At 72.1% G+C, this 3860-nt stretch carries 1 protein-coding gene and 1 pseudogene; one reads left to right on the plus strand and one right to left on the minus strand.

Annotated features, from left to right (window positions below; genetic code table 11):
- Window positions 1-3248: discoidin domain-containing protein (locus PROKR_RS17465; RefSeq protein ID WP_051433094.1), on the plus strand; the 3248-nt coding region annotated here is incomplete at its 5' end.
- Between the two features lie 69 nt (window positions 3249-3317).
- Here PROKR_RS17465 and PROKR_RS17470 read toward each other — a convergent pair.
- Window positions 3318-3860 (minus strand): annotated as a pseudogene (locus tag PROKR_RS17470) (amidohydrolase family protein); the annotation flags it as partial.

Genomic DNA, 3860 nt, shown 5'->3' on the forward strand with positions numbered 1-3860 from the left:
CGGCGCCGGCCAGCGCCGCGCCCGGCGTCCTGTCCACGGGCGCCGCCGCGGCGGCCAGCAGCGCCAACGCTCCCTACCTGGCCGACAACCTCACAGACGGGAACGCCGGCACGTACTGGGAGTCGACCAACGGCAGCCTGCCGCAGTGGGCCCAGGTCGACCTCGGCTCGGGCGCCACCGTCGAGGAGGTCGTGCTCAAGCTGCCCGCGTCGTGGGAGGCCCGCACGCAGACCCTGTCGGTGCAGGCAGGTACCGACGGCTCCACCTTCACCACCCTCGCCGCGAGCGCCCAGCGCCGGTTCGACCCGGCGTCGGGTAACACGGTGACGATCGACGTGCCGAACACCGAGGCCCGGTACGTGCGGGTCGCGATCACGGCGAACACGGGCTGGCCGGCGGGCCAGCTCTCGGAGCTGGAGGTGCGTGGCACCCGCGACGCCCCCGACCCGGAGGAGCCGGCCGACGGCACGGACCTCGCGGCGGGCCGCCCCGTGGCGGCGTCGTCGACGGAGTGGACGTACGTCGCGGCGAACGCCACCGACGGCAACACGGGCACCTACTGGGAGGGTGCGGGCGGGCAGTACCCGAGCACGCTCGCGGTGACGCTGGCGTCCGCGGCGGAGCTGAGCGCCGTCGTCGTGAAGCTGCCGCCTGCCACGGCCTGGGGGCCGCGCACGCAGACCTTCGAGGTGCAGGGCCGCACGGGGTCGGGTGACGCGTGGGCGACGCTCGCGCCGTCGGCCGCGCGCGCCTTCTCCCCCGCGACGGGCAACACGGTGACCGTGCCGGTCACGGGTACCGCGCGGGAGGTGCGCCTCCGGTTCACGGCGAACACGGGCTCGGGCAACGGTCAGGTGGCGGAGCTGCAGGTGTTCGGCACCCCGGCGGCCAACCCCAACCTGACGGTCACGGGCGTCACGGCCACCCCGGCGTCGCCCACGGAGTCGGACGACGTGACCCTGTCCACCGTCGTGAAGAACATCGGCACGCGGGCCTCGACGGCCACCGACGTCTCGTTCACGGTGGACGGCGACGAGGTGGCAACCGGCCAGGTGGGCACGCTCGCCGCGGGCGCACAGGCCACGGTCACGGCCGACGTCGGCACGTTGACGGCCGGGTCGTACGAGATCGGCGCAGAGGCGGACCCGTCGGGTGCCGTGGCCGAGCAGTCCGAGAGCGACAACGGCTATACGCGGCCGGACCCGCTGGTGGTCACCGAGGTCGCCAGCTCGGACCTGGTCCCGACCGTGTCGTGGACGCCGTCCACCCCTGCCGCCGGCGAGGCGGTCACCTTCTCGGCGACCATCGCGAACCGTGGTTCGCTCGCGGCGTCGTCCGGCGCACACGGTCTGACGGTCGTGCTGCGGAACGGTTCGGGCACGGTGGTGCGCACGCTGACGGGTTCGGTCTCCGGCGCCATCGCGCCCGGCGCCACCAGCCAGAGCGTGAACCTGGGCACGTGGACCGCGGCCGACGGCTCGTTCGACGTCACCGTGACGGCGGCCCCCGACCCGACCGAGGTCGCGGCCAAGCGGGCGAACAACGAGGTCACGCGGTCGCTGTTCGTCGGCCGCGGCGCCAACATGCCGTTCGACACCTACGAGGCGGAGGACGGCGCGTCCGGTGGCGGCGCGACCGCCGTCGGGCCCAACCGGGTGGTGGGCGACCTGGCCGGCGAGGCGTCCGGCCGGAAGGCGGTCACGCTGGGCCAGACCGGCGCGTACGTCGAGTGGACCACGCGGGCTCCCACCAACTCCCTGGTGGTGCGCTTCTCCATGCCGGACGCCGCGGGCGGTGGCGGCACCACCGGCTCGCTCGGGGTCTATGTGGACGGACAGTTCGTCAAGAACATCGATCTGACCTCGCGCTACGCGTGGCTGTACGGGAACGAGGCGAGCCCGGGCAACCAGCCCGGCCAGGGCGCCCCGCGACACATCTACGACGAGGCCAACGCGCTGCTCGGGCGGAACGTCCCGGCGGGCTCGACGATCCGGCTGCAGAAGACGGCGAGCAACCCCGGCCCGTACACCGTCGACTTCGTCGACCTGGAGCAGGCGACGGCGCAGGGCAACCCCGACCCGGCCAGGTATGTCGAGCCCGCGGGCTTCACGCACCAGGACGTGCAGAACGCGCTCGACCGGTTCCGCATGGACACGACCGGCAACCTGGCCGGCGTCTACCTGCCGGCGGGTGACTACCAGACGGCGAGCAAGTTCCAGGTGTACGGCAAGGCCGTCGACATCGTGGGCGCCGGGCCCTGGTTCACGCGGTTCCACGCGCCGGCCGGCCAGGAGAACACGGACATCGGCTTCCGGGCCGAGGGGACGGCGAACGGCTCGACGTTCCGTGACTTCGCGTACTTCGGCAACTACACCTCGCGCATCGACGGCCCGGGCAAGGTCTTCGACTTCGCCAACGTGCGCGACATGACGATCGACAACATCTGGGTCGAGCACATGATCTGCATGTTCTGGGCGGCCAACATGGACGACTCGGAGATCAAGGACTCCCGCATCCGGAACACGTTCGCCGACGCGCTGAACATGACCAACGGCAGCGCGAACAACCACGTGCACAACAACCAGGCGCGCGGAACCGGCGACGACTCGTTCGCGCTGTTCGCGGCGACCGACGCCGGCGGTAGCGGCCAGCGGGGCAACGTGTTCGAGAACCTGACGTCCACCAACACCTGGCGGGCGGCGGGCCTGGCCGTCTACGGCGGGCAGGACAACACGTTCCGCAACATCTACATCGCCGACACGCTCGTGTACTCGGGCGTGACCATCAGCTCGCTGGACTTCGGGTACCCGATGGAAGGCTTCGGCCCGGCGCCGACCGTCTTCGAGGGCATCTCCGTGGTGCGCTCCGGCGGGCACTTCTGGGGCGCGCAGGTGTTCCCGGCGGTGTGGCTGTTCTCGGCGTCCAAGACGTTCACGGCCATCCGGGTGAACGACCTGGACATCGTGGACCCGACGTACTCCGGGATCATGTTCCAGACCCAGTACGTCGGCGGACAGCCGGTGAACCCGGTCCAGGACACGGTGTTCACGGACGTGTCGATCACCGGCGCCCAGCGCAGCGGTGACCAGTACGACGCGAAGTCCGGCTACGGCATCTGGGCCAACCCGCTGCCGGAGGCGGGGCAGGGCCCGGCGGTCGGGTCGGCCACGTTCAACGGGCTGACGTTCGGGAACAACTTCCGCGACATCGAGAACCCGACGTCGACGTTCACGATCAACCGCAACTGAGGTAGGAGGCGGTACCCGCTGGTCGGGCTTGTCGAGACCGAGACCTCGACGAGCCCGACCGGCGAAGGCTCAGAGCCTGGTGGATGCACTGAGCCACGCGATCAGGGCGGACGCCGTCTCCGGCACCGGCAGCGGAGCCGCCAGCGCAGGCACCGCGTCGACCGGCCCGAGGACGGCACGGCGCAGTGCCTCTCCCGTGAGCACCGTCCCGAGGAGCTCGATCTCGCGCTCGTTGACCCCGACCGGCGTCGGACCGTTGCCCATGTCCGTGCCGTACACGAGCCGCCCGCCCGCCGCGGCGAACCGTCGCGCGTTGGCGAGCGCGAGCGTCAGGCCGGCCGACCCGCCCGGCGCGTCGTGGATCGCCAGGGTCGAGATCCAGGTCATGTGCGCTGCCCGGGCGATCACGCCGGCCGGCAGCTCCTCGGTCCACGGCACGTGCACCAGGGTGTCCGCGCCCGCATCGATCGCGCGCTCCGCCTGGCCCGTGCCCTCCGCGTGCACCAGCACCGGCAGCCCCGCGGCGTGCGCCGCGCCCACGAGGGCGAGGAGGACGTCGTCGGGCAGCAGGGCCATGCCCGCGTGCAGGGCGACCTTGACGGCGAACCCGCC

The sequence above is a fragment of the Promicromonospora kroppenstedtii DSM 19349 genome, assembly GCF_000515355.1.
In the GTDB taxonomy this organism is placed as follows: domain Bacteria; phylum Actinomycetota; class Actinomycetes; order Actinomycetales; family Cellulomonadaceae; genus Promicromonospora; species Promicromonospora kroppenstedtii.